The 17,911-nt window shown below is 70.0% G+C and carries 17 protein-coding genes and 1 other RNA gene; 3 read left to right on the top strand and 15 right to left on the bottom strand.

The features are described from left to right. Positions 1-67: 67 nt before the first annotated feature. Both fliI and ACO2Q0_RS16135 read left to right on the top strand, forming a co-directional pair. Positions 68-1,417, top strand: a complete 1,350-nt coding sequence (gene fliI / locus ACO2Q0_RS16140; RefSeq protein WP_423352542.1) for a flagellar protein export ATPase FliI — start codon at positions 68-70, stop codon at positions 1,415-1,417. Beyond that, complete coding sequence (locus ACO2Q0_RS16135) at positions 1,414-1,821, top strand: flagellar export protein FliJ (RefSeq protein ID WP_423352541.1); 408 nt, start codon at positions 1,414-1,416, stop codon at positions 1,819-1,821. The genes fliI and ACO2Q0_RS16135 overlap by 4 nt, the downstream gene beginning before the upstream one ends. Here ACO2Q0_RS16135 and ACO2Q0_RS16130 read toward each other — a convergent pair. From ACO2Q0_RS16130 to ssrA, 14 genes are all read right to left on the bottom strand, one after another. Beyond that, a complete protein-coding gene (locus ACO2Q0_RS16130) occupies positions 1,818-2,966 on the bottom strand; it encodes a calcium-binding protein (RefSeq protein ID WP_423352540.1) in 1,149 nt (382 codons plus the stop codon). The two genes, ACO2Q0_RS16135 and ACO2Q0_RS16130, sit on opposite strands and share 4 nt — an antisense overlap. 226 nt (positions 2,967-3,192) lie before the next feature. Then, positions 3,193-3,555, bottom strand: coding sequence for a DUF4282 domain-containing protein (locus tag ACO2Q0_RS16125; RefSeq protein WP_423352539.1), 363 nt, complete (start codon positions 3,553-3,555; stop codon positions 3,193-3,195). 76 nt (positions 3,556-3,631) lie between these two features. Next, positions 3,632-5,671 carry a flagellar biosynthesis protein FlhA gene (flhA, locus tag ACO2Q0_RS16120; RefSeq protein WP_423352844.1) on the bottom strand — a complete coding sequence of 680 codons (2,040 nt, stop codon included), beginning with the start codon at positions 5,669-5,671 and terminating at the stop codon, positions 3,632-3,634. A gap of 53 nt (positions 5,672-5,724) precedes the next feature. Then, on the bottom strand, positions 5,725-6,588 hold the full coding sequence (gene bla / locus ACO2Q0_RS16115; protein WP_423352538.1) for a class A beta-lactamase: 864 nt from the start codon (positions 6,586-6,588) through the stop codon (positions 5,725-5,727). Beyond that, on the bottom strand, positions 6,585-7,952 hold the full coding sequence (locus ACO2Q0_RS16110; RefSeq protein WP_423352537.1) for a sigma-54 interaction domain-containing protein: 1,368 nt from the start codon (positions 7,950-7,952) through the stop codon (positions 6,585-6,587). The genes bla and ACO2Q0_RS16110 overlap by 4 nt, the downstream gene beginning before the upstream one ends. Before the next feature lie 28 nt (positions 7,953-7,980). Further along, positions 7,981-8,319: a flagellar motor switch protein FliN gene (gene fliN, locus ACO2Q0_RS16105; protein WP_423352536.1), complete on the bottom strand. Its 339-nt coding sequence runs from the start codon at positions 8,317-8,319 to the stop codon at positions 7,981-7,983. 17 nt (positions 8,320-8,336) lie between these two features. Then, positions 8,337-8,981, bottom strand: coding sequence for a flagellar assembly protein FliH (locus ACO2Q0_RS16100; protein ID WP_423352535.1), 645 nt, complete (start codon positions 8,979-8,981; stop codon positions 8,337-8,339). Continuing rightward, positions 8,981-10,009, bottom strand: coding sequence for a flagellar motor switch protein FliG (fliG, locus tag ACO2Q0_RS16095; RefSeq protein WP_423352534.1), 1,029 nt, complete (start codon positions 10,007-10,009; stop codon positions 8,981-8,983). Before fliG ends, ACO2Q0_RS16100 begins: the two co-directional genes overlap by 1 nt. Positions 10,010-10,013: 4 nt before the next feature. Beyond that, a complete protein-coding gene (fliF, locus tag ACO2Q0_RS16090; RefSeq protein ID WP_423352533.1) occupies positions 10,014-11,669 on the bottom strand; it encodes a flagellar basal-body MS-ring/collar protein FliF in 1,656 nt (551 codons plus the stop codon). A 125-nt stretch (positions 11,670-11,794) separates the two neighbouring features. Further along, positions 11,795-13,948: a serine hydrolase domain-containing protein gene (locus tag ACO2Q0_RS16085; RefSeq protein WP_423352532.1), complete on the bottom strand. Its 2,154-nt coding sequence runs from the start codon at positions 13,946-13,948 to the stop codon at positions 11,795-11,797. Between the two features lie 110 nt (positions 13,949-14,058). Continuing rightward, positions 14,059-14,811: a C13 family peptidase gene (locus ACO2Q0_RS16080; protein WP_423352531.1), complete on the bottom strand. Its 753-nt coding sequence runs from the start codon at positions 14,809-14,811 to the stop codon at positions 14,059-14,061. Position 14,812: 1 nt separating this feature from the next. Further along, positions 14,813-15,283, bottom strand: coding sequence for a PaaI family thioesterase (locus tag ACO2Q0_RS16075; protein ID WP_423352530.1), 471 nt, complete (start codon positions 15,281-15,283; stop codon positions 14,813-14,815). A 4-nt stretch (positions 15,284-15,287) separates the two neighbouring features. After that, the gene (locus tag ACO2Q0_RS16070; protein ID WP_423352529.1) at positions 15,288-15,791 is read right to left on the bottom strand and encodes an SspB family protein; all 504 of its coding nucleotides are present in this window, start codon (positions 15,789-15,791) and stop codon (positions 15,288-15,290) included. A gap of 114 nt (positions 15,792-15,905) precedes the next feature. Next, positions 15,906-16,268: a transfer-messenger RNA gene (gene ssrA / locus ACO2Q0_RS16065) on the bottom strand. 129 nt (positions 16,269-16,397) lie between these two features. Here ssrA and ACO2Q0_RS16060 point away from each other — a divergent pair. Then, positions 16,398-16,958: an inner membrane-spanning protein YciB gene (locus ACO2Q0_RS16060; RefSeq protein WP_423352528.1), complete on the top strand. Its 561-nt coding sequence runs from the start codon at positions 16,398-16,400 to the stop codon at positions 16,956-16,958. Here the strand turns inward: ACO2Q0_RS16060 and ACO2Q0_RS16055 are convergent. Then, complete coding sequence (locus ACO2Q0_RS16055) at positions 16,936-17,871, bottom strand: hypothetical protein (RefSeq protein WP_423352527.1); 936 nt, start codon at positions 17,869-17,871, stop codon at positions 16,936-16,938. The two genes, ACO2Q0_RS16060 and ACO2Q0_RS16055, sit on opposite strands and share 23 nt — an antisense overlap. Between the last annotated feature and the right edge of the window lie 40 nt (positions 17,872-17,911).

The following is a 17,911-nucleotide window of genomic DNA, read 5'->3' as shown; positions in this document are numbered from 1 at the left end:
AGGCAGATTCTTCACCCCCTCTTAACGGCGAAGCACCGACTCTCACGCCAGTAGCTGAGGGGCGTTCGTGCAGAGCCTTGTCGCCGCCGTTGAGCGGCTGGATCCCTTGACCGTGTCGGGCCGCGTAGCCGCCGTGAACGGCCTCCTCATCGAGGCCCGCGGCGGGCTGACGCGCCTCGCCGTCGGGGCCCGGGCCGAGATCGTCCGGTACGGCCACGAGCCGCTGGCGGCCGAGGTCGTGGGCTTTCGCGACACCCGCGCGCTGCTGATGCCCTTCGGGCCGGTCGAAGGCGTGGCTCCGGGCGCCGAGATCCGGATCGAGCCGCACGGCTCGGCGGTCCGCCCGACCAAGGCCTGGCTCGGCCGCATCGTCGACGCCTTCGGCGCTCCCATCGATGGCAAGGGGCCGCTGCCCGAGGGACTGGCCGCCTATCCGCTGCGCGCGCCGCCGCCCGCCGCCCACGCCCGCGCCAGGGTTGGCGAGCGCCTGGACCTGGGCGTGCGCGCCATGAACGTCTTCACCACCTGCTGCCGCGGCCAGCGCCTGGGCGTGTTCGCGGGCTCGGGCGTCGGCAAGTCGGTGCTGCTGTCGATGCTGGCCAAGAACGCCGACTGCGACGCGGTCGTGGTGGGCCTGATCGGCGAACGGGGCCGCGAGGTCCGGGAGTTCATCGAGGAGACCCTGGGCGAGGAGGGGCTGAAGCGCGCCATCGTGGTGGTCGCCACCTCGGACGAGCCGGCCCTGAAGCGTCGCCAGGCGGCCTATATGACCATGGCCATCGCCGAATACCTGCGCGACCAGGACCTGGAAGTCCTGTGCCTCATGGACAGCGTCACCCGCTTCGCCATGGCCCAGCGCGAGATTGGGCTGGCGGCGGGCGAGCCGCCGACCACCAAGGGCTATACGCCGACGGTCTTCACCGAGCTGCCGAAGCTGCTGGAGCGCGCCGGGCCGGGGCCGATCCGCCCCGACGGCACGCGGGCGGGGCCGATCACCGGCCTATTCACGGTGCTGGTCGACGGCGACGACCACAACGAGCCGATCGCCGACGCGGTCCGAGGCATCCTGGACGGCCACATCGTCATGGAGCGCGCGATCGCCGAGCGTGGCCGCTTCCCGGCCATCAATGTGCTGAAATCGATTAGCCGGACCATGCCGGGTTGCCAGCAGCCGCACGAGCGCGAAGTCGTCAAACAGGCTCGCCAGGCCCTCTCCGCCTACGCCAACATGGAGGAGCTGATCCGCATCGGCGCCTACCGCGCCGGCGCCGATCCGCTGATCGACCGGGCCATCGAGCTCAACCCGTCGCTGGAGGCCTTCCTGAGCCAGGACCCGCACGACGCCACCGGCCTGGAGGAGAGCTTCGCCGGCCTCGCGATGATCCTGGGCGCCGGCGCTGAGGCCCATGCGGCATGAGCAAGTGGGCCCAGTCTCTGATCAAGCTGGCTTCCTATGAGGTCGAGACCCTGCAGAAGCGCCTCTCGGAGGTCGTGAACCGCCGTATGGCCGCCCAGCAGCGGCTGGCGCGGCTGCTGGTCGAGGCCGAGGCCGAGATGCTCAACGCCGCCCAGGACGATGACGCGGCCATGAGCCTGTCCGCCTACCTCGATGGCCTGCGCGTTCGAAAGGCGACCATCCAAGGCGAGATCGAGACGATCCTCATCGAGGAGACGGGCGCCCGGGACGCCCTCGCCGAAGCGTTCGAGGCGCAGAAGAAGTATGAGCAGGTGGCCGAGTCCGCCCGCATCCTCGAGGTCCGGGAGGCCGGCCGCCGTGAGACGGCCGCCCTGGACGAACTCGGCCTGCGCAAGGCGCGCTAGAAGATCCAGCCGTCCGGCAGCGACGAGAGCTGCACGCCCTGCAGGATCATCCGGCCGTCCGCGACGTCGATGGCCACGCCCTGGTCGGCCTGGCTGACCCAATAGCTCCCGGCCACGTCGACGCGGTCGCCTTCCCAGTAGCTGAAGTCCAGCACGAGATCGGCGTTCGAGCCTTCGAACAGATGGAAGGTGTCCGCTCCCGAACCGCCTGAGATCGTGTCCGATCCGCGGTCGCCAGAAAGCCAGTCGTCGCCCGTCCCGCCGGAGAGGCTGTCGTCGCCCTGGCCGCCGCGGACCACATCGTTGCCCGCTCCGCCGTCGGCGCGGTCGGCGCCGAGGTTGCCCAGCACCACGTCGTGGCCGTCGTCGCCGAACAGGAGGTCGTTGTCCTGACCGCCCACGACCCAGTCGTCGCCGCCGCCGCCCGCCACGGTGTCGTTCCCCGTGTTGCCGTGCAGGTCGTCGAACGCCCAGCCGCCCTGCAGGCTGTCGTCGCCCGCCTGGCCGCGGAGCAGGTTCGCGCCCCCGCCGCCGGACAGCGTGTCGGCGCCGGCGCCGCCGTGGAGCTGGTCGGCCCAGTCGCCGCCGACAAGGTTCTGGCCCCCGCCGCTGCTGGGTCCGGGGCCGGCCGCGGGAGCGCCGGAGAAGGGGGTATCGTAGCCGCCGAACTTGCCGACGTACTGCGACACCGGCGTGCCGTAGGGATCACGGGTGTCCACCGCTCCGCCGCTCTCCAGCCACGACTTCAGGTTCCAGACCCCCACCAGGTGCGAGCCAGCCAGGATGCCCGACGCCGTCACCTGGACCCCGCCGACCCACTGGCCGATGTAGCTGGGCAGGTTCAACGCCGTGGCGTCCTGCCAGACCTTCTGGAACCAGGCGTCCTGCGCGGCGTCCTGGGCCGCCGGGGTGGCGAGGAAGCTTCCCTTGTCCCAGACGCCGAGGTTGTGCGCGGCCTCGGTCCAGCTCCCGACGAAATCCAGCGCGTGGGTCCCGTCGCCGTTGTAGAAGCCGATCGCCTTGAGGGCCTCCTCGCTGAACTGGAAGCGGCCCAGGTAGCCCACGCTGCTCACGAAACTGTAGTTGTTGCCGGACTCGTTCTGCCCCAGCGCGCGGAGCAGGTCCGCGTAGGTTCCAACGCTCATGGTGATCGTCCCTGACTTGGACTTCCCACGCCGTCGCCGCGCGCAAGGCGTCGTGCCGCGCCCTCGGTGAGAGGCGGAAGCTCGAGCTTGCGGTGACTGGCTGTGGGTGACGCCCCCGTTGCCGTTCCCGCCCCAACCAAGGCCTGCGTCGGAGGGCGAGAATGCGGCGCGTTTTAGGTCATCCGCGTTCAGCGGAGCCGTAGCGCGCGTGCAGGAAGATCGGCGGTCAGCGACCCTGGCGGGTGCGTTCGTCCTCGACGTCGCGGCGGAGCACGGCGAGGTCTTCGCTGATCCGGAAGACGGTGACGTAGAATTCGCAGAAGGAGCGCCACAGCAGGACCGCGGCGGCGACGCCCAGCATGCCCACGCCCAGAACGGCCAGAGCGAGCAGGATGCCCAGGATGCTGCCTTCCCGGATGGCGACGCCCACGGTCGCGCCCAGCACGCCGAAAGCCATGATCGCGATGACGCCGAGGCCCGCCCAATAGACCAGGTGGATGACCTGGTTGGTCATCAGCCGCTCGAAGGAGAGCAGGTCCCAGAGGAACTGTCCGCCCGCGCCTTGGGGTCGTTCGAGAGGTCTGCGCATCGAACCTGAGAACCTTTTGACTTGGTCGAACCGCTAGCAGCGCCCGCGGCCGGCTGCAACGGGCGAGAGGCCGCGGCTAGATGGAGCCGACGGTGCGCAGCCGCGCCCGGGCGTGGATTTCGTTCTGGCTCATGACGGGGGTCTGGCCGCGGAAGCGCTCGATGATCGAACGGACATAGGGCCGGACGGCCGGGCTGGTCAGCAGGACGGGCGACTCGCCCGCCAGGGCGGCGCGTTCGAAGCTCTCGCGGACGCCGCGGATGAAATCCTGCAGGCGGGACGGCGCCAGGGCGAGCTGCTTCTCCTCGCCGGCGCCGACGAGGGCCTCGGCGAAGGCGTTCTCCCACTCGCCGGACAGGGTGATGATCGGCAGGGCGCCGTCGTCGCTCCGGTAGGCGTAGCAGAGCTGGCGCGCGAGACGGCCGCGGACCTGCTCCACCAGCAGGGTGATCGAGGCCGTATGCGGCGCGGCCTCGCCGACGCCTTCCAGGATGGCGCCCAGGTCGCGGATGGACACGCGCTCGCGCAGCAGCGCCTGCAGGACGCGCTGGATGGTGGTCGTGCTGACGACCGACGGCACCAGGTCCTCGACCAGCTTCTTCTGATGCTGCGGCAGGTCGGCCAGCAGCTTTTGCACCTCCGCATAGGAGAGCAGGTCGGGCATGTTCTCCTTGAGGATCTCGGTCAGGTGGGTGGTGAGCACCGTGGCCGGGTCGACGATGGTATAGCCGCGGAAGGTCGCCTCCTCGCGCAGGCCGTCGTCTATCCAGGTGGCAGGTAGGCCGAAGGCGGGCTCCTTCACGTGCTCGCCGGGCAGTTCCACCTGGCCGCCGCGCGGGTCCATGGCCATGAGCTGGCCCAGGCGCACCTCGCCGGAGCCCGCCTCCATCTCCTTGATGCGGATGCTGTAGCCCTGGGAGGGTAGGCGCATGTTGTCGAGGATGCGCACGGACGGCATGACGAAGCCGAAGTCGGCGGCCAGGGTCTTTCGCAGCGCCTTGATCTGGTCGGTGAGCCGGCGGCCCTCGAGGTCGTTGATCAGCCCCAGCAATCCGTAGCCCAGCTCGATCTTGATCTCGTCGATGGCGAGCGTCGCGGCGATGGGCTCCTCCTCGTCCGCGGGCAGGTCGGCAAGGATCTCGACCGGAGGCGGTTCGGCGGCCTTCTGCGACCGGCGCCAGGCGAGGACGCCCGCTCCGGTGGAGATCAGGGCGAACGGGATGATCGGCATGCCGGGGATGAAGGCGATGACGCCGGCGGCGGCCGAGACCATCCCCAGGCTGACCGGGTTCATGGCCAGCTGGGCGACCAGCGCCTTGTCGGCCGAGCCCTCGACCCCGGCTTTCGAGACCAGCAGGCCGGCGGCGATCGAAATGATGAGGGCGGGGATCTGGCTGACCAGGCCGTCGCCGATCGTCATGATCGTATAGCTGGACGCCGCCTGGCCCAGCGGCACCTTGTGCTGCAGCACGCCGATCAGGATGCCGCCGATGACGTTGATCGCGACGATGATCAGGCCGGCGATGGCGTCGCCGCGCACGAACTTCGAGGCGCCGTCCATGGCCCCGAAGAAGGTGCTTTCCTGCTCCAGCTCCTTGCGGCGCTTCTTGGCCTCCTCCTGGTCGATCAGGCCCGACGACAGATCGGCGTCGATGGCCATCTGCTTGCCCGGCATGGAGTCCAGGGTGAAACGCGCCGACACTTCGGCGATGCGTCCCGAACCCTTGGTGATGACGACGAAGTTCACCAGCACCAGGATCGCGAAGACGATCACCCCGATGGCGAAGTTGCCGCCCATCATCATGCGGCCGAAGGTTTCGATGACCGCGCCCGCGCCGTGCGCCCCCTCGTGGCCGTGACCCAGGATCAGCCGGGTCGACGCGACGTTGAGGCCCAGGCGGTAGAGCGTGGTGACCAGCAGCACGGTCGGGAAGGCCGTGAACTCCAGCGGCTTCTTGATGAGCAGCGAGGTCATCAGGATCAGGACCGCCGAGGTGATCGAGATCGCCAGCAGCACGTCCAGCAGGAAGGCCGGAACCGGCAGGATCAGCAGGACGACGACGCCGACGATGCCGAGCGCCAGTCCGACCTCGCCGCGCGCCACCCAGCTCCACATCTCCTGCGGAGAGGGCGCGTTCGCCAGTCTGCCGGGAACGCCGGTGTCGGCCATCAACTCAGCCCTTCACGGACGATCCGGCCGACCTCGGCATGGACCGCGTTACGCACGTCCATCGGGACGCTGGTCCCGGTGATATACGCCGCCACGTAGATTCGCGGTCCCCTTGGCGGCCAGAACACCGCCACGTCGTTCGACGAGCCGCGGGCGCCGTTTCCGGTCTTGTCGCCGACGCGCCAGCCGGCGGGCGTGTCCTTGCGCAGGCGCTGCAGTCCCGTCGTCGCGCCGACGAGCCAGCTTTCCAGCCGGCGACGCGAGGCCTGGGTCAGAACCTTTCCGTCGAACAGACGGCCGTAGTCGGCGGCCATGGCGCGCGGCGTGGTGGTGTCGCGCGGGTCGCCGGGCAGGGCCTCGTTAAGCTCGAGCTCGAAGCGGTCCAGGCGTGTGGTCTCGTCGCCGATCGACCGCAGCCATGCGGTGAGGCCGGCCGGCCCGCCGATCGTCCTGAGCAGCAGGTTCGCCGCGGGATTGTCGCTGACCTCGACGATGGCCTTGCAGAGCGCCTCGACGCTGAGCGCGCCGTCCTTGAGGTGCGCCTCGGTGACGGGCGCGTGGCTCAGCATGTCGCCGGGACCGTAGGCGATCATCCGGTCGAGCCGCTCTTCGCCGGCGTCCACCCGGGCCAGCACGCAGGCGGCCAGCAGAGCCTTGAAGGTCGAGCACATCGGGAAGCGTTCGTCGGCGCGGTGCGCGAGCGTCGCCCTGCCGCTCCTGGCGAAGACGCCGAGGCGGCCGCCTTCCAGCCGCCTCTCGAGGGCCGCGAACGGCGCGGCCGGGGCGGCGGCGCCCAGGACGACGGCCGCGCCGCCCGCGAGGACGGCGCGTCTGGGGAGGACCTTGGCGGCCCGTCCGCTCACGCCGCGCTCGCGCCCATCTGCGGCGCCGGCACCGAGACGCCCGCCTCGGTGTATTCCTTCAGCTTGTTGCGGAGCGTCCGGATCGAGATGCCCAGGATGTTGGCGGCATGGGTGCGGTTGCCGAAGCAATGCTCCAGCGTGTCGAGGATGAGCTGCTGCTCCATCGCCGCCACGGTCTGGCCGACGAAGGCGCGCGAGGCGGTCTCGGCCGCCAGCGACGCGGCCTGAGCGGCGCGGACGTGCGGATCGGCGGGGGCCAGCGGCTGACCGTCCGGCAGCCGGATCGCGGTCTCGTCGATCTCCGGGCCGACCGCGAGCAGGACCGCGCGGTGGATGGCGTTCTCCAGCTCGCGGACGTTGCCGGGCCAGCGGTGGGCGGCGAGCCGTCGCTTGGCCTCCGCCGACAGCGGCTTCTCGGTCATGCCGTTGGCGGCGGCGTACTTCTTCACGAAGAACTCGGCCAGGGCGACCACGTCGCCGGGACGCTCCCGCAGCGGCGGCAGGCGCAGGTTCACGACGTTCAGCCGGTAGAGCAGGTCCTCGCGGAAGGTCCCGTCCTTCACCGCCTGGGCAAGGTCTCGGTTCGACGTGGCGAGGATGCGGATGTCCACCTTCACGGGCTTTGTGCCGCCGACGCGGTCGATCTCGCGCTCCTGCAGGGCCCGCAGCAGCTTGGCCTGGAGGCGGGCGTCCATCTCCGAGATTTCGTCCAGCAGCAGGGTGCCGCCATTGGCCTCCTCGAACTTGCCGATCCGACGGGCCACGGCGCCGGTGAAGGCCCCTTTCTCATGGCCGAAGAGTTCGCTCTCCAGCAGGTTCTCGGGGATGGCCGCGCAGTTGACGGAAATGAATGGCTTGGCCGCGCGACGGGACTTCTGGTGGACGTAGCGCGCCACGACTTCCTTGCCCGAGCCGCTCTCCCCGGTGATCAGGATCGAAGCGTCGGAGCCCGAAACCTGGTCGGCGAGCTGGAGCACCTGCTGCATCGCCGGATCGCGGACCACCATCGGACGGTTGTCGTCGGAGACCGCCGACAGCACGGCGGCGATCAGTTCCGCCTCGGGCGGCAGCGGGATGAACTCCTTGGCGCCCGCGCGGATGGCGTCGGCCGCCCGCTTGGGGTCGGCGCCCACGCCGCAGGCCACCACCGGCACGCGGATGCGCTCCGCCTCGTTGGCCAGGATGAGCGCCTCGATGTCGAGCTCGTAGTCGACCATCAGGAGGTCGGCGCCCTGGCCGGCGCGCAGCGCGTGCGTCGCCGCCGCGACCGTCTCCACGTGGCTGACCTTGGCGCCCGCGCTCATCGCCATCTTCACGGCGGTGGAGAGCTGTCCGCTCAGTTTTCCGACGACCAGAAGCCGCATCGGCAATCTCCTTCACACGCGCACGGCCTCAGGCCGCGGCGTCACCGTCCTTGATGATTTCCGTCATGGTCACGCCGAGGCGTTCGTCGACGATCACGACCTCGCCGCGCGCCACCAGGCGGTTGTTCACGTAGATGTCGATCGCCTCGCCGACCTTGCGGTCCAGCTCGAGCACGCTGCCCTGGCCGAGCTGCAGGAGCTGGGCGACCGAGAGCGTCGAGCGTCCCAGCACGGCCGAGATGTTGACGGGGACTTCGAACACCGGGGCGAGATCGCCGGCGCTCTTGTCTTCGTCGACCCCGGCGACGTCGGGCAAGCCGCCCTCTTCGGGACCGAACTCGTCGAGCTTCAGATCGTCTTCGGACATGGTTGCGTTCCTGGGCGTCAGCTTTCGCTGCCGGGGATGAGGGGTTCGGCGTGCAGGCCTTCGGCGGCGAGCGCGGCCTCCAGGGCCTCGGTCACGCGCAGGGCGGCCTGGGCGGGGTCGAACGTCGCCGCCCCGTCGCCGAAATCGAGGGTGAAGGCGTGGCGGCCGAAGCCCGGTGCGGGCTTGACCTGGATCGCGCCGTCGAAGCCCACCGCCCGCGCCGCGTCGTCCAGCACGCCCTGGATGGCCTCGCAGAGCTGGGGCTCGGCGGTGAGCGTGAGCCGCGGCTGGGCCTCGATCTCCCGCGCCAGGGCCGAGAGCGCGGCCTGCACCGGGGCCTCGGGGAAGCGGTCGAGGGCGGCGTCGGCGATGGCGCGGGCGCAGCTGAGCGCCAGGACCGCCGAGCCGGTGCGATGTTCATGGGCCACTTCGGCCAGCTTGGGCAGCGCCTGGGCGCAGGCCATGGAGATCACCGACAGCGCCTGGGCCTGCTGGGCGGCGATGCTGGCCATCGCCTGGGCATGGCCCTCTGCGAAGGCCTGCTGGCGCAGCTGTTCCGCCTCGTCGGCGGTGAAGCTGCGCTTCGGCCGCGGCGCGGCGAAGGCGACGCCGCCGCCGGCGTCGAACTCGGTGTCGAAGGTGAATTTCTCGAGGCCGGACATCAGTACACCAGCTCGTCGTCGCCGCCGGCGCCGGCCAGCATGATCTCGCCCTTGTTGGCGAGGTCCTTGGCCACCTGAACGATCGCCATCTGCGCCTGGTCGACGTCGCGCAGGCGGACGGGGCCCATGGTCTCCATGTCCTCGCGCATGATCTTGGCGGCGCGCTCGGACATGTTGGAGAAGAACATCTCGCGCAGGGCGTCGGACGCGCCCTTCAGCGCCAGGCCCAGCTGGTCCTTCTCGACCGAACGCAGCAGCGTCTGGACGCCGCCTGGATCCAGCTTCGACAGGTCCTCGAAGACGAACATCAGGGCCCGGATGCGCTCGGCGGCCTCGCGGTTGCGCTCTTCCAGGGCGGTGATGAAGCGGGACTCGGTCTGCCGATCGAAGGCGTTGAAGATGTCCGCCATCATCTCGTGGCTGTCGCGCTTCGACGTGCGCGCCAGGTTCGACATGAACTCGGTCCGAAGCGTCTGCTCGATCTTGTCGAGGATCTCCCGCTGGACCGGCTCCATGCGGAGCATGCGCATGACGCACTCGAGCGCGAAGTCCTCGGGCAGGGCGGCGAGCACCCGGGCCGCGTGCTCGGACTTGATCTTGGAGAGCACGACCGCGACGGTCTGCGGGTATTCGTTCTTCAGGTAGTTGGCGAGGACGGCCTCGTTCACGTTGCCGAGCTTGTCCCACATGGTCCGGCCGGCGGGCCCACGGATCTCCTCCATGAGCTGGTCGACCTTCTCCTGCGGCATGATCGAGGTCAGCAGGCGCTGGGTCTGCTCGAACGAACCCATGATCGCGCCGGTCGAGGACATGCCCGACACGAACTCGACCAGCAGCTCTTCCACGACGCTGGAGTGAACGGTGCCCAGGCTGGCCATGGCCTGGGAGATTTCCTTGATCTCGTCCTCGTCCAGCTGCTGCCAGACATGGGCGTGCTCTTCGCCGAGGGCCAGCAGGATCACCGCGGCCTTCTCGGGCCCCGTCAGCTTGGACCCGTCGGCGACACCTTTGCCTTTGCCTCGGACCATGGCGTCAGGCCGTCTCGTGCAGCCAGCCGCGGAGGATCGAGACCGACTCCTCCGGATGCTTCTCGACGAACTCCGAGACGCGCTTCACCGAACTGGCCTTCACCTGACCTTCGATGCGCGCGATGTCGATCTTCTGTTCGAGTTCGCTGTGAGTCGGGCCGGGGAGGGCCAACTGGCCCTCGGCGCCGGGCGGAAGCTGCATCTGCTGGCCATCCACCGTGGTCACCACGCGCGTCACCTGCGGGCCGCCCATCATCGCCATCGGCAGGCCGCCGCCACCGCCGCCGCCGCCGCCCGTGGCGCTCTTCAGCAGCGGGCGGGCCACGAACAGCAGCATCAGGATGCCGACGAGGGCCATCACCCCGATCTCCGCGGCGCGCATGATGTCGTTCTTGTCGAAGCCCATCAGCGGGCTCGCGGCCTCGACGCCGCCGGCTTCGTCCGCCGCGGGGAAGCGGACGTTGATCACGCTCACCTGGTCGCCGCGCTCGGCGTTGAAGCCCACGGCCGTGCGGACGAGTTGCTCGATGCGCTGCATCTCCTCGGCCGTGCGCGGCGTGTAGGCGCCGGGCTTGCCGTCCGCGCCGGCGGCCGTGACGCCGTCCACCGCGACCGCCACCGACAGGCGCTTCACCTGTCCGGGCTCCTGCACCTCGGTGCGGGTGGTCTTGGAGATTTCGTAGTTGGTGGTCGATTCCTGCCGCCCGCTTTGCGAGCCCGTCTGGCCGCCGCCCAGCGCCGCGGCGCCGGGGATATTGGCCGCGACGGACGCCTGGCCCGAACCGTCGTCCTGGTTCTCGCGGCTGTTCTCGTCGGTCGTGGACTCCGAGCGGATCACCTGGCCGTCGGGATCGAAGGTCTCCTGCTGGACCGTGACACGGGCCAGTTCCAGATCAGCGCTGACGTTCACCCGCGCCTTGCCGGGTCCCACGATGCCTTCGATCATGGTCTTCACCTGCTTGGCGATGCGGCCCTCGACCTCCGACTTGCGCCCGTCGGCCTCGGCGGCCATGCCGGTCTCACCGCCGGAGAGCGTCTTGGCGTGCTGGTCCACCACCGTCACCCGGTCGGGACGCATGTTGGGCACCGCGCCGGCGACCAGGTTCTGCATGGCGCGGACCTGTTCGGCGGTGGGCTCACGGCCGCCGACGCCGATATTCACCGAGGCGCTAGGCTGCTCGGCTTCTTCCTCGAACAGCTGGCGTTTGGGCAGGACGAGATGCACGCGGGCCGAGGTGATGCCGTCCAGGCTCCGGATCGTGCGGGCCAGTTCGCCCTCCAGCGCCCGCTGGCGGTTCAGTTGCTGGACGAAATCGGTCTGGCCCAGCGAGTTGGCTTCGTCGAAGATCTCGTAGCCGACCGACCCTGCGGTCGGCAGGCCCTTGGACGACAGCATCAGGCGGGTCGAGGCGACCTCGTCCCGCGGCACCATGATGGTCGAGCCGTCGCCCTTCACCTCGTACTTCACGCCGGCCTGGTCGAGCGCCTGGGTGATCGAACCGGCCTCCTTGAGGTCGAGGTTCGAGTAGAGCAGGGCCTTGGGCTCGCCCAGGTTCATGGTCAGAGCGAAGAGTACGGCGGCGACGCCGGCGCCGATGCCCAGGATCGCGGCCAGGCGGCCGATCCCGAATCTCTGGAGTGCCGCGAGCAACTGGTTCAACGCGGGCGTCCCTTCCCCCAAACAGGCAAGGGCGGCGCGGCCTGCAGATCCCGCCCTCAGCTAGGCAGGATTTACCCAGTTGATGGTAAACGCGGCCTTAAGGGTCGCCGCGTCGCCACGGGTTCCTATGCGCTCCAGGGGGCGAGCAGGCCCCACAGGCCCAGGGCGACGCTGAAGGCCGCGTAGATCACGACCGTCGTCGTGAAGGCGGTCTTGCGCAGCAGGCTCCAGGAATCCACCCGGCGTCCGCCCTGCCAGACGGCGGGTAGGACCACGACGGTCACCAATGTCAGCGCGGCGGCGACCAGGGCGCACGCCGAGGCGGTGATCAGCAGAACGCCCGGCCACGCGTAGAACACCGCAGCGACGTCCGCGGCGCGGATGGCCCAGGCGGCGACGAGGGCGAAGGTCGCGAGCCAGAGACCCGCCTGGATGTTCTGAGCCAGGGCGGCGCGGGCCTGGATCTGGTTCTCACGCACGTCGCGGCGATTGCGGAGAATGGCCCCCAGCAGCGTGGCGACGGCAGCGAGACCCGCCAGCAGCGCCAGGCCGCCCAGCAAGAGCGGGTTCATCCAGAACGCCGCGCGTTGCTTACGGTCGGCGTTGAAGGCGTCCGTGAAGCCGGCGGCGCGGCCGTCCTTCATGATGAAGGCGATGCGGCGATCTCCGTCGGCGGCGATGAAGCGGCCGTCCGCAATCGGTCCTTCCGGGACCCACAGGCGCGGGCCGTCCTGCCCGCTGACGAGCAGGCGGCCCTCAGGCGTGACGCGCACCGACGAGCCGCCGATGAGCAGGTTGACGAAGCCCTCCAGGCCCCCGTGTGCGCGACGGGTGGTGACGTAGTAGCCTTCGAAGGCGCCGGCCATGTCGCGGAGCTGCGACGAGCCTGCCCGCGGGAAGGTGACGGGCGGCGCGTAGAACTGGCGAACGAGCGTCTCGACGAAGCGGTTCGACAGCTTGGAGCCCTCGTCGCTGTTCGTGGTGATGAAGACGCCGAGATCGAGTTCGGGGATGACAACCAGGCTGGAGTGGAAGGAGAGGGTCGCGCCGTTGTGGCCGTAGCCCCGCCGACCGCCCGGCAGGTCATAGACGATGAACCCGTGCGCCCAGCCGTTGATCCCCGGCGCGGTCGCCTGGATGGGTTGGCGGAACGCGCGCGCCGCCTGGGGCCCATAGACAGTGACGCCGTTCCAGCTCCCGTTCCCCAGCAGCATCAGCATGTATCGCGCCATGTCGCCGGCGGTCGAGGAGGCGGCCCCGGCCGGCGCGATCTGGCCGATGTACTCGTACGGCCGCGGCTCGTAGCCGGCGCCGGTCCACCAGTAGCCGGTGGCGACATCGCCGCGCAGCGCCTGCGGCATGGCCGCGGGCAGGCCGCGCCGTTCCGGGCGGGGCTCCCGGAAGGTCGTCCGCTGCATGCCGAGGGGCCCGGTGATCTGCTCCTCGACCAGGGTCTCGAAGGGCTTCCGGTTGAGGTTCGCGACGGCGAGGCCGGCCAGGCCCGTGCCGTAGTTGGAGTAGCTGGACAGCACGCCGGCGGCGCGCACCCGCGCAGGCCGCTCCTGGCGCAGGTAGAGGTCCAGCGGCCGCACCCGGGCGGGATCGCGTTCGAAGAGCTGGCCCAGCGCCCGGTCCTCGAACCCCGGCGAATGCGACATCAGCGTCTTCAGGGTGATCGGCCGCCGGTAGCCCTCGTCGCGGACCCGCACCTTGTCGGGCAGATAGGTGTTGATCGGCCGGTCCAGCGCCAGACGGCCCTTCTCCACCTCCTTCATGGCTAGGATCCAGGTGAAGGTCTTGGAGATCGAGCCGACCCGGAAGAGGGTCCGGTCAGGATCGACGGCCTTGCGCGGGCCGAGACCGGCGAAGCCGTAGCCCTTCTTCAGCGTCACCTGTCCGCCCTGGACGACGGAGACCGCCGCCCCGGCGACATGCTCGCGGGCCATGGCGTCCTTCACCCACCCGTCGACGAACGCCTCGAGTTCGGCGGCGGGGATCGGCTGGTTGGACGCCAGTCTCGCGCCGCTCACCTGCGTCGGCAGCGCGGCCGCCGACGGCGGCGCGCCGGCGATGGTCGGAGCCTGCGGCCTGGCCGCGGCGGCGGGCGCACGGGCCGGGGCCGTCGGCGCGGTCCGGGCTTTCGGCTGGGGTCTTTTGGGGCGCACCTGGCTGTAGGGGATCGGCGCGTCGGGCAGGGCGGCGGCGACCGACTGCGGCGCCTCCTGCGCGGCGGCGCAGTTCGCCCAGGTAAGGGACACGAGCGCCGCCAAGGCGGCCATCAAACCGGTTCGCATGGCCACCGCCCCCAAGCTCCAGCCCCACCCGACCCGCCGGTTGTAGGGCCGACATCGAGTCCTTCAAAGCGGGGCCGTTACGTTCCTCGCCCGGATCAAAAGGCGAAGAGCGGCAGGATCGGCCGCAGGGCGGCGCCGACGAACACCTGCGGCTCGGACGGCGGCTCGACCTTCTCGGCGATCTCGCGCCGGCGCACGCACTCCCGCGTCGCCGTGGCCAGCGCCTGGAAGTCGCGCGTCTGACCGATGGCGCTGAGGAAGCAGTCGTCGAAATAGGGGTACTTGTCGGCCTCTCCGCAGCCGAACGAGGTGCGGTCGCGCCTGGCGGCCGTCAGCACCATGCGGTTGGGACCGGAGAGCTGCGGCACGAACACGCCCGAGAAGCAGGCGGAGATCACCACGACGGTCGGCCGCGCGCCGCAGGTGCGGTCCAGCATCGCGCCCAGCACGCCGGGCGGCAGGATGCGCTTGTCCACCACCGCGCCCTGGGGCGTGCCGTGCGTGGTGATGTAGAAGAGGCAGCCGCCGGCGGCGCGGGGCGCCAGATCCTCCATGGCGGCGTAGATCTGTTCCAACTCGGCCTTACCCGGCGCGGCGTCGCGGTATCGCTCGGGGCGGGTGGAGAACTGGCGCAGGTTGGACGGGTGGAAACCGACACGGGTCAGCGCCTGGGCCACGTCGCGACGGGCGTTGTCGAATGCTTCGGTCGGTCCGCCGCCCGAACCGCGCCAGTCCCCCGCGATGATCACCGCCGTCCAGTCCGCGAAGCTTCCGGCGCGCGCGGGCGCGCCGGAAAGCATCAGCAGCAGACCCGTGATCGCGATGATCAGGCGGGCCGGCGGAAGCATCTTATTTCTTGTAGCTGGCGAACGGCGTGGGGATCGCCGTGCCGGTGGCCTTGGCGAGCAACCGGCCCTCCGGATCGAAGAGCTCGCCCTCGGTGAAAGCGACCTGCCGACCCCACTTCACCACCTTGCCCACCCCGCGGATCTTCCCGGGCATGCCGGGGCGGAAGAAGCTGGTCTTCATCTCCAGCGTCGGGGCGACGGCCGTCATGCCGGAGGCGACCATGCAGGCCACGCTCATGCACTCGTCCAGCATGGCGCAGAGGTAGCCGCCCTGGATCTGCTTCATCGGGTTGAGCAGCAGCTCGGCCTTGGCGTCGAACTCGACCTCGACCGACCGTTCAGCTTGGCTTACCGCCACCATGCGGAAGCCCAGGGTCTGCGAGCCGGTCGGCTGGTTCTTGGAACGCAGGAAGCGCTCCAGGATCGCCTCGTCGGTGAGACCCTTCGGCTCTGCGCTCGCGGCTTCGGACATCCGGCTACTTCTTGCGGAACTGGTCGAGCGAGACGACCTTGGGCTCGTCGTCGCTGCCTTCAGGCTTCGGGGCCGGGGCTTCCGCCTTGGCCTCCACTGGCGCCGGAACGGCCTTCGCCTCGGCCGGCGCGGCGGGCGGCGGCTCGAACTGCAGCAGGAACTGCACGGAGGGATCGTAGAAGCGGGTGACGGCCGCGTAGGGGATGCTCAGGCGCTTGGGCTGCCCCCCGAACTGCAGGGTCACCGAGAAGAACGTCTCGCCCGGCGCAAGGTCCCAGTACTGGTGCTGGAGGACGATGGTCATCTCGTCCGGGTACTTCGACAGGAGGTCGACCGGACCGGAAACCCCGGCCGCGTCCGTCTTGAACGTGATGTAGAAGTGGTGGGCCCCAGGCAGGCCGCCCGGCGCCGCCGCGCGCTTCAGCGCAGCCTTCACGACGCCCCGCAGCGCATCCTGCGCCAGGGCCTCGTAGTTCATCATATCCTGGGCCGGCGGCTCCTGGGCCATGCGGTCTCCGAAAACGCGGGGGAACTCGTTGGCTGAAGGTAGCGTCTGGCCGTCCCGAAGCAAGGCGCGAGGCCGACACACATGCCCGGAATCGTCAGGCTGCTGAAGAGGGAAGGTGGGAGGATTCTGTTGGCAGGCTCCTCCCGGGCCCCGCCTAAGGATCTGAACCCCTAGGGCTTAGGTCGGATTTCTACCGGACCGCATTACGCGGCCAGGCGGACTTCCTCAGCGAAGTTATCGTTCGCATTTAGTTTAAGACCCGGAACGGTGGGTCAAGCCGAGAGAAAGCAACGCCTTTACACGTCTGTCGATGCTGATCGGCCCCGCACTTGCCCGGCGATAACCCGGGGGAAGATTTGGTGGAGCCGCCGGGAATCGCACCCGGGTCCAGTCCGCTTATTTCGCGCGCGTTTATCCCCATAGTCGGGCGAACCCGACGCGATGAATATAGGACGCCCGCGCGGCGATTTGAAGGACCTGCCGTTCACGAAGCGCGGATGGACAGCCGCGTTACGCGGATCGCCGCGGAACCTTCGCCAACGGGTTAGGGCCTCCAGTCGCGGCTCGCTAGCCTCACACGCATCGGATTTTTCAGGAGTTTTCCCGATGCGCAATCTCGCCTACGCCATCCGGCCGCTGGCCAACGACCTGGCGTCGAGCCTGTTTTTCGCCCTGCTGCTCATCGCGGGCCTCGACGCGCGGACGGCCACCGTCGTGGCCATGGGCTTCGGGCTCGCCCATGCCGGCGTGTGGCTGGCGCGCCGCAAGGCGATCGCGCCGTTGCAGTGGGCGAGCCTGGGGCTCGTGCTACTGTTCGGCGCCGCGGCCCTGGTCACCCACGATCCGCGCTTCCTGATGGCCAAGCCGACGCTGGTCTATCTGGTGATCGCCGCGGTGATGCTGAAGCGGGGCTGGATGCTGCGCTACCTGCCGCCCATCGCGGCCGAGCACGGCGCCAGCCTGGCCATCGCGTTCGGCTACGCCTGGGCCGGGCTGATGCTGGCGACGGCTGCGGCGAACCTCGTGGTCGCCGTCTGGTTCAGCAGCGCGTGGGCGCTCTTCAGCGCGGTCTTCCCAATCGGTTCGAAGCTGGCCCTCTTCGCCGTCCAGTTCCTCACCATCCGCCACGTGGTGCGGTCGAAGGTCATCGCCCTGGCGCCGGCGTAGCGGCCTCGACCTCGGGCTGCGGCGCGGGCTCCTGGCCGGGCGGGCGGAACCGGCTTTGGGCGTCCGGCTTGAGCTGGCCGCCGCTCTCGATGAGCTGGCGGTAGGCGGTGCGGGCGGCGCTGAAGTCCGCCCCGCCGCGGAAGACCAGGTCGTAGCGCGGGTCCTGGCCCAGGCTCGCGCCGATCACCGCCTCCAGCACCTCGGCGCCTTCGCCCACCTCCGCCAGGTCGCAGGCGCGGCGCACGGTCCGGGCGCCCTTGGCCGTGAGCAGCGTCAGGTCGTAGGCCACGCCCTCGACGCACACCGCCTCGGCCGCGCCGGCCTCCGCGACCCGCACGTCCCGCGGCGACTTCCAGACCCAGTGATCGCGCAAGCTCCGGAAACGATCCGCCGAGCCCGCAGGCAGCTCTCTGTCAAAGCCCAGGCGGCGGCCGATCCCCGCCTCGCAGCAGGCGAGGCCTGCGCGGCCTTGCACGAACACCCGCTCGTCGCCGCGGACCGAGACGCGGGTCACGGTCTGCCGCACGCTGCCCGTGGGCCGCGTCCAGACCTCGAAGATCATCTCGTCGCCGCGCAGGAGCTGCCACTGCAACGGCATCAGGCCCCAGAGGCGATAGGTCGATGCATCCACGCCGTTGTCGATGGTGGGCAGGCGCTCGCCGCGGCGGACGCGCCGGCCGCCGAATGGATCGGCCTCTTCACCGGCCTTGGGCCACTTGTCGTCCCACCAGGCCTTCGGATCGGGCGCCGGGAACGGCCAAACCTCAGCCTCGTAAGGGGTCGCGTCCTTCGGCGGGCCGATCTCCTGCGGCTTGGCCTTGCGCAGCGGGATCGGGATCAAGAGCTGGGCGTCGGCCGGGGTGGCGAGGGCCAGGACCAGCACGGCGAGGATGGCGCGATGGATCGCGGGCAAGCGGCGTCTCCTGCTCACGCCCCCCGCATTCAAAGAGACT

Source organism: Phenylobacterium sp. VNQ135, assembly GCF_049445735.1.
Classification (GTDB): Bacteria; Pseudomonadota; Alphaproteobacteria; order Caulobacterales; family Caulobacteraceae; genus Phenylobacterium.
This window is presented reverse-complemented; position numbering and strand designations above follow the sequence as displayed.

Bases quoted from the DNA above. Each gene is read 5' to 3' on its own strand.
- ACO2Q0_RS16135 (WP_423352541.1), top strand. From the start codon at position 1,414: ATGAGCAAGTGGGCCCAGTCTCTGATCAAGCTGGCTTCCTATGAGGTC.
- ACO2Q0_RS16130 (WP_423352540.1), bottom strand. From the start codon at position 2,966: ATGAGCGTTGGAACCTACGCGGACCTGCTCCGCGCGCTGGGGCAGAAC.
- ACO2Q0_RS16125 (WP_423352539.1), bottom strand. From the start codon at position 3,555: ATGCGCAGACCTCTCGAACGACCCCAAGGCGCGGGCGGACAGTTCCTC.
- flhA (WP_423352844.1), bottom strand. From the start codon at position 5,671: ATGTGGAGCTGGGTGGCGCGCGGCGAGGTCGGACTGGCGCTCGGCATC.
- ACO2Q0_RS16110 (WP_423352537.1), bottom strand. From the start codon at position 7,952: ATGCGGCTTCTGGTCGTCGGAAAACTGAGCGGACAGCTCTCCACCGCC.
- fliN (WP_423352536.1), bottom strand. From the start codon at position 8,319: ATGTCCGAAGACGATCTGAAGCTCGACGAGTTCGGTCCCGAAGAGGGC.
- ACO2Q0_RS16100 (WP_423352535.1), bottom strand. From the start codon at position 8,981: ATGTCCGGCCTCGAGAAATTCACCTTCGACACCGAGTTCGACGCCGGC.
- fliG (WP_423352534.1), bottom strand. From the start codon at position 10,009: ATGGTCCGAGGCAAAGGCAAAGGTGTCGCCGACGGGTCCAAGCTGACG.
- ACO2Q0_RS16085 (WP_423352532.1), bottom strand. From the start codon at position 13,948: ATGGCCGCCTTGGCGGCGCTCGTGTCCCTTACCTGGGCGAACTGCGCC.
- ACO2Q0_RS16080 (WP_423352531.1), bottom strand. From the start codon at position 14,811: ATGCTTCCGCCGGCCCGCCTGATCATCGCGATCACGGGTCTGCTGCTG.
- ACO2Q0_RS16075 (WP_423352530.1), bottom strand. From the start codon at position 15,283: ATGTCCGAAGCCGCGAGCGCAGAGCCGAAGGGTCTCACCGACGAGGCG.
- ACO2Q0_RS16070 (WP_423352529.1), bottom strand. From the start codon at position 15,791: ATGGCCCAGGAGCCGCCGGCCCAGGATATGATGAACTACGAGGCCCTG.
- ACO2Q0_RS16060 (WP_423352528.1), top strand. From the start codon at position 16,398: ATGCGCAATCTCGCCTACGCCATCCGGCCGCTGGCCAACGACCTGGCG.